General features: G+C 68.6%; 5 protein-coding genes. All 5 read right to left on the bottom strand.

Annotated elements, in window-relative coordinates:
• Positions 1-82: 82 nt before the first annotated feature.
• The 5 genes from AC5JJ2_RS03995 to AC5JJ2_RS03975 all read right to left on the bottom strand — a co-directional run bounded on the left by AC5JJ2_RS03995 (position 83) and on the right by AC5JJ2_RS03975 (position 5,993).
• Entirely contained in the window at positions 83-646 is a 564-nt protein-coding gene (locus AC5JJ2_RS03995) for a hypothetical protein (RefSeq protein WP_495856664.1), read from the bottom strand.
• Positions 647-669: 23 nt separating this feature from the next.
• Positions 670-1,233: a hypothetical protein gene (locus AC5JJ2_RS03990; protein ID WP_495856663.1), complete on the bottom strand. Its 564-nt coding sequence runs from the start codon at positions 1,231-1,233 to the stop codon at positions 670-672.
• Entirely contained in the window at positions 1,230-1,748 is a 519-nt protein-coding gene (locus tag AC5JJ2_RS03985; protein ID WP_495856662.1) for a hypothetical protein, read from the bottom strand. Before AC5JJ2_RS03985 ends, AC5JJ2_RS03990 begins: the two co-directional genes overlap by 4 nt.
• A 45-nt stretch (positions 1,749-1,793) precedes the next feature.
• Entirely contained in the window at positions 1,794-5,663 is a 3,870-nt protein-coding gene (locus AC5JJ2_RS03980) for an FtsK/SpoIIIE domain-containing protein (RefSeq protein ID WP_495856661.1), read from the bottom strand.
• Positions 5,664-5,771: 108 nt separating this feature from the next.
• On the bottom strand, positions 5,772-5,993 hold the full coding sequence (locus AC5JJ2_RS03975) for a hypothetical protein (protein ID WP_495856660.1): 222 nt from the start codon (positions 5,991-5,993) through the stop codon (positions 5,772-5,774).
• Positions 5,994-6,188: the final 195 nt, after the last annotated feature.

Below are 6,188 nucleotides of genomic sequence, written 5' to 3'. Positions count from 1 at the left end.
CCGCCACCGCCGCCACCGCCACGGGGCCACCCCGTGGCGGCGGGACACTTGACTTCGGCGATGGGACGGGGCAAATCGGCCGTCAAAACCTTTGGTAGAACCAATGCCACGAGCCGAACAGCGGCCCGTGGAGACCCACCGATCCGGAAGCCGTGGCCCCCGGCGGCAGGTACAAGATGCCCGCCCGACCCAGCATCCCCGAGTTACTTGTAAATAGCGCGACCGACCCGTCCGGGCCGGTTGAATAATCCGTCACGTAGAACAGGCCGACCATCCCGGGCGGCTCGGATGCGTGTGCGTCCGGCGGCAGTGACCGGGCGAACCGCTCCAGCGCGGCCGTCGAGAGCCACACGCGGGCGCGGAACCCGACGGCGGGATGGGCGAGGACGAGGGTGAATGCCACGGCGGCGGTGCAGCCGGCCCACGTGTTGAACCACCGCCGGGCGCGAGGCCGCGGCGTGTGAGAGATCACCACGAGCGCCCAGAACCACGCGACCGCCACCAACGCCGACAGCGGCGCGAGCAAGCAGAAGGGGACGAACCCGGACCCCGCGTCGGTCACGTTCGGGACGGCGATCGCCACCCAGGCGAGCGTGAGCAGCGGCAACGCGATCACCGGCGGCGGCGGTTCGGGGGCCGCGGACATGGCATTCCCTCGGACTCGGGCGGTTACACCGAACCGGCGTCGTCCGCAAGCGGGGGGACCGACTTCGAGAGCAACTCCAGGAATGCCCGTAGCCGTCCGTACACCTCTTTCGGCTCACCGACCGTGAACGCCGGCTCGCCGCCCGCTTTCTTGCCGTGGGCGATCCAGTTCCGGTGCTTGCGGATGCGGTTTACTTCCTCTGCCAAGTTGTGGTCGATCCCCTTCACCAACTTCAGCACCCGGAAAAAGCTACCGTCGTCCAACGTTTCCCGAAGGTCGCGGCCGGCTTGTTGGAGGGCCTCGTGTTGGAGGCGTTCGATTTCCGGATCGACTTGCAAACGGACGTGATCCCGAACGGTCGCTTCGAACACCGAGAAGAGAAAGAGGATGGCCAAGTCGTTGAGCGGTTCGCGGACGCGGTCGCGGAGGGTGCTGAACTCGGGGCCTTCGATGTTCCGTAATCGGCCCGGTGGGAGGCGGTCGGCCTCCCAGGGCAAATCCGCCCAGCAGTTCCCCAACTGGCCGAACAGCCGACAACTTTCGTTGACCGTCTCGAACCAATCCCACGCGGCCTGGAACCGGGTCACTTGAGGATGCTCAGCACGGCCGCCTCGAACCGGTCCCGGTCGAGTGAGAAGGCGTTCCCGTAGTCCTCGTCGGCGTTCCATTCGACGACGCTTCGGATGAACCACGCGTCACGGCCGTCGTCCTTGACCCGAAAGAGGTAATACATGGGGGTCGTCTGCTCGCGTATTTCCATAATCCCGTCCGCGCGGCGCAACTTCCCGTTGACCTTAACCTGCGAGGCAACGAACCGCGCGCGGGGTACGATCTCGGCCTCCCGAGAACCGAGTTGCCCCACCGAGATCGTCAGTCGCTTCACCTCATATGTTCCCAGGCCCGGTTCCCGGCAGGTGACGTATGCGAACGCATCCGTCCGGAGCAACCGAAGCCCGCCGTCGGCTTCTTCGATCCACCGAGTTAAGGTCGCGTAAAGGTCGTCGATGGCGGCCTTCCACTCCTTCAGCGAAGCCTCTTGCCGTTCGATCTCCCCCTTGAGATGCGCGGCTTCCTTCTTCACGAACTCGGCCAAGCTACCCATTGCTTGATCCCCCCTTTCATCGCCGATTCTATCCGCCCATTAGCGTCACTTTAGTGATTCTTTCCCCACGCCCCGCAGCCACGACAGCTCCGGCAGCCCGTAGGGGCGGAACTTCTCCGGCCGCTCCAGCTCCTCCTGCACGAACAGCGCCCGCGTGCGGCCGAGGCGGCTCGCCACCGGGGTGTCGATCAGCGTGCTGCTGTCCTGCGCGCTCATCTGGAACAGCACCCGCTGCGTGAACTCCCGCAACGCCTGCCGGTCCAACGCACGGGTCAGGTTCGTCAAGCTGTCGCACCACACGATGGAGTGAACGCCCACCGCCGGGCCGTCGCGGAGGATCGTCGCGAACAGCTCGCCCGGCGACTTCGGCTGGTCCCCCTTGCGGCCGAACCCGTAGTCGTCCTCCGGCTTCCGCAGTTCCCGGAACCGCTGGAGGCCCTGCACCAACAGGAACCGCGGCGACCGGTCGGCCGACCCGCCCTGCCGCTTCGCGATCTCCTCGGCCAACTCCGCCAGCGCGGATTGAATCTGGAATCGCTCGACGCTCGCGCCGGCGAACCCGACGGCCTCGGCCGCCTTCCGCAGGTAATCGGCGTGGTCGCTGTCGTCCGGCGTGCCGTCGAGAATCGTCACCGGCCGCCCGGCGTCCCGCTTCACCTGCGCCGAGAACGCCACCACCGCCGCGGTCTGGATCGCCAGCGCCGCCTCCTCGGAGGAGCCGATGAGCAGCAGGTTCATGCCGGACTGGGCGCGGAACGTCGCGGCCGTCGGGTCCTTGATCGCGACCGCGTCGCCGAGCCACGCGACCGGAACCTTCACGTCCGCCGGCGGCTTCGCGAGCAGGTTCGTGAGCAGCCGGTTCTTCGGCAACTCGGCGGCGACGTTCCCCTCGAACACCAGCGGCGGCGGGTACTTGTCGCCGGCCCGCTCGTGAATCTCCTTCAGCAGCTTGTCGCGGTGGTCCTCGTCCAGCCAGACGACCTGGAACGGGTCGTTGCCTTCGAGCAGGCCGTTCGCATCGTTGTAGATCGCCTCGCCGGGCCGGGAGAGCAGCCGGGCGGCGCTGTTGTCCTTGCTCAGGATCAGCTGCGCGTCGGCGTCCGAGCACTGCAGTGCGATGCGGACGGCCATCTGGTCGATGGTGCTGCGGGCCAGCGAGTACGCCCCGCCGAGGGTTTGCGAGCCGAGGAACAGGTGCAGGCCGAACGCCCGGCCCTGGCGGACCAGCCGGTCGAGCAGCAGCGCCGCCTCCTGCGCCAGCTTGTCGTCCTCGACGAAGAACTCCTGGAACTCGTCCACGATGAGCAGGATGCGGGGGAGCGTGCCGCCCTTGCCCTGGGACTTCAAGTGGTCGCGGTAGCCGTCGAGGTCGTTGACGCCGGCGGCGCGGAACTTGTCCCCGCGGTCGCGGAGTTCCACGTCCAGCCGTTGCAAGACACTCAGGCCGAACTCGCGTTCGCTCTCGATGGCCACGACTTTCGCGTGCGGCAGCCGGTTCGCCGCGTAGGCGCGGAACTCGACCCCCTTCTTGAAGTCGATCAGGTACAGCTCCGCCTCCTCCGGACTGTACATCAGCGCGAGGTTCGTGATGAGCGCGTGCAGCAGCGTCGATTTCCCGGAGCCGGTTTTGCCCGCGACGAGCGCGTGCTGCGCGGTCCCGCGGCCGAGGGAGAACATCTGCCGCTTCGTCGCCCCGGCCCGGCCGATCGGCACGTCGAACGACTTCGCCGCCGTGCTCTTCCAGATGTCGAGCGGCCCCGGCTGGATGAACTCGAACGGGACCTCGACCCGCGCCGCGTCCCGGCTCGCCTCGCCGACCTTGCGGACGAGGTCCGCCAGGTCCACCGGCTCCGGCGGCGTGTCGATCGTCGTCGGGAACGCGGCCAGCACCGGATCGACGGGGACGAACTTGCCGTCCTTCCAGACGAGGTTGAACGCCACCTGCTCCAGGTCCGCGAGGCGGAAGTCGCGGGGCATCGCCGCCTTCGTGTCCACGCTGACGAGCGTGCAGACGCCGCACGCCGGGCCGCTACTCAGGATGCTGATGAGCCGCCGGGCCGCGTCCGGGGTGAAGTTCGTCGGGAAGTTCGCGATCACCAGCACGCGGTACGGTTCGGCCACCTCGCCGGCGGCGCGGTTGTACTCCTCGATGCTCTTGTACTGGTTGCGGAGGTACTTCTGGATCACGTTCTCCATGTGCTCGGTGATGTCGAGCAAGCGTTTCTCGATCTGCCCGCTCTCGGTCCAGATGCGGGAGCCGACGAGCTGCTCGTCGTAGTCGGCGAGGTGCATGAACGCGGCGAAGTTCTCGCCGAGGCCGACCGGGTCGATGATAGTGAACCGCACCTTGCCCGGCGGCAGCCCGGTGAGGAACCGGAGCATCATCGCCTGCAGCGCGGTGACGGCCGCGGCCCGGCCCTGGTCGGCGGCCTTCAGCAGCACGGAACACTTGTCCGGGAACGGCAGGTACGCGGGCACGAACAGGCGGATCGGCGTCTCCGGCGCGAGCCGCTCGTCGAGCGGCTCGCCCTCCGGGAGCGTGTACATGTCCACCTTCGTCGCGCCGTACCGGACGCCGTTCGGGACCTTGTCCGGCAGCGGCCGCTTGCCGTCGATGAGTTCGTCCCACTTCGGGAACGCCTCCTGGCCGTGCGCCTTCAGCTCGTCGAGCGTCGCCCCGACCGCGGCGATGCCGGAATGCCACGCGCCCGACATCGCGTTCCAGTCCTGGCCGCGGGTCGAGATCACGTCCGTCATTTTCTCGTTGTACTTGTCCTCCGCGTCCCGCAGCTGTTGGTCGAACTTCGCGTCCACGGCCGACAGGTTGACGGCGTACTCCTCGTCGATCGCCTTCGCCTCGATGAACCGGTCCTGGCCGACCCGGTCGAGCCGGTCGGTGTACTCGGCCTCGATCCGGGCGGTGGTGTTCGTCCGCTCGCTCGCGAGTTTGGCGAGTAGCGGTTGGAAGTGGTCGTCGGCCCGGCGGCGGTCGCTCGTCTGCCGCTTCTTCAAGTCCGAGAGTTGCCGGGCGTGCGTCGTCTTGGCGTAGTCCTGGAGGGCGTCGGCAGCGCGGCCGGCCTCGGCCTGGAAGACGCCGAGCTGCACCGCCCGCATCCGCACCTGCCGCTTCGCGAGGAACAGGAGGAGGAAGTACAGGCCGACGCCGCCGAGGAGGGCGAACGCGGCGGCCGTGATCGCGGCCGTCTTCATCGTCCCGACGGCCGTGCCGACGCCGAACCCGACGCCGCCGAGGACGAGTGACAGCCCGATGACACTGAGCGGCCGCAGCAGCCGGGGGAGGAAGCACGTCTTCGTCGCCTCGGCGGCGGCGTCCACGTCCTCCGTGCAGGACATGAGCTTGCCTTCCGGGTCGGTCGGCGTCGGACTCGGCAGCCGCTCGACCGGGAACTCGGCGTCCTCGCGGGTCAGCCCGACCCGCGCGAGTGCCGGCTCGACCTGCTTCCATGCCTCGGCGATCTTCTTGCGGGCGCTCTCGGCCTGGCGGACGAGCTTCTGGTGGTGGTCGTTCGCCTCCTTTTCCGCCGCCTCGACGAGCGAGTCGATGGTCCAGAGCCGGTCCTGGTACTTGGTCCGGGTCTTCTGGTCGTTGGCCTGGAACTTCTCGTCCGTCTCGCGGAGGGCGTCGGCGCGGGTGCGGTCGGCGGCGTTCTGCCGGCCGGCGTACTTCGCCCCCATGTCGGCGAGCTGCCGCTGGTAGTCCTCGTCGGCGTCGTCGCGGGCCTTCTTCCGCCCGGCGGCGATCAGCCGGCGGACCCGCTGGACTTCCTTCTCGGCCTCGTCCGCCCCGGTCTGGTAGGCGGTGGCGATGCTCGCCTCGCCGGCGGCGCGGTCCTTGATGAGGGTGAGGAGCTTATCGAGGGCCGCGCGTTCGCGGTCGAAGAGCGGTTCGGACATTGCGGATTCCAGTGCCTGTGCCGGTCGATCCGCGCGCTCCGCGTGCGGCAGTCGGGTGAGGGGCGTGCGCTATCTTAGCATCGCAAACGGCGGGCGGGGGCGAACCGGTCAGCCGGGGAATTCGCACTCGTTGCGGATTTGGGCGAACAGGACGCTCAACTGGTCGATGGCCCGCAGCAGCTCGCCGACGTGCTTGTCGAGCGGCTGCCAGGTTTGTTCGTCGAACTCCCGGCGGGCGGCGTCGTCCCACACGTCCAGGAGGTTGTCCCAGTGCCCGCGGGCGGACTTCTGGGCGTCGAACAACTGGCTGCGGGTGGCACCGACGCGCATGGGGAGACTCCTGTGGCGGGGTCGCGGCTCTGCGAGGCTCGACTCTTGTTCCCTCCCCCCTTGGGGGGGAGGGTTAGGGAGGGGGGTAGCCTCCCTGCCTCGGACGCGAAACTCACCGGGAGGGACCTGCGCTGGCCCCCCCCCGACCCCACCCCCCCCCGAGCTGGGTCCCGGCGACAGGCGGCGCGCACCCGC

It is taken from the genome of Limnoglobus sp. (assembly GCF_059499385.1).
The sequence above is the reverse complement of the archived record's forward strand: the minus strand, read 5'-3'. Positions and strand labels throughout refer to the sequence as shown.

What these genes read in the sequence shown, in the direction of transcription:
- AC5JJ2_RS03975 (WP_495856660.1), bottom strand. Translation starts at nt 5,993, where the DNA reads ATGCGCGTCGGTGCCACCCGCAGCCAGTTGTTCGACGCCCAGAAGTCC.
- AC5JJ2_RS03995 (WP_495856664.1), bottom strand. Translation starts at nt 646, where the DNA reads ATGTCCGCGGCCCCCGAACCGCCGCCGCCGGTGATCGCGTTGCCGCTG.
- AC5JJ2_RS03980 (WP_495856661.1), bottom strand. Translation starts at nt 5,663, where the DNA reads ATGTCCGAACCGCTCTTCGACCGCGAACGCGCGGCCCTCGATAAGCTC.
- AC5JJ2_RS03985 (WP_495856662.1), bottom strand. Translation starts at nt 1,748, where the DNA reads ATGGGTAGCTTGGCCGAGTTCGTGAAGAAGGAAGCCGCGCATCTCAAG.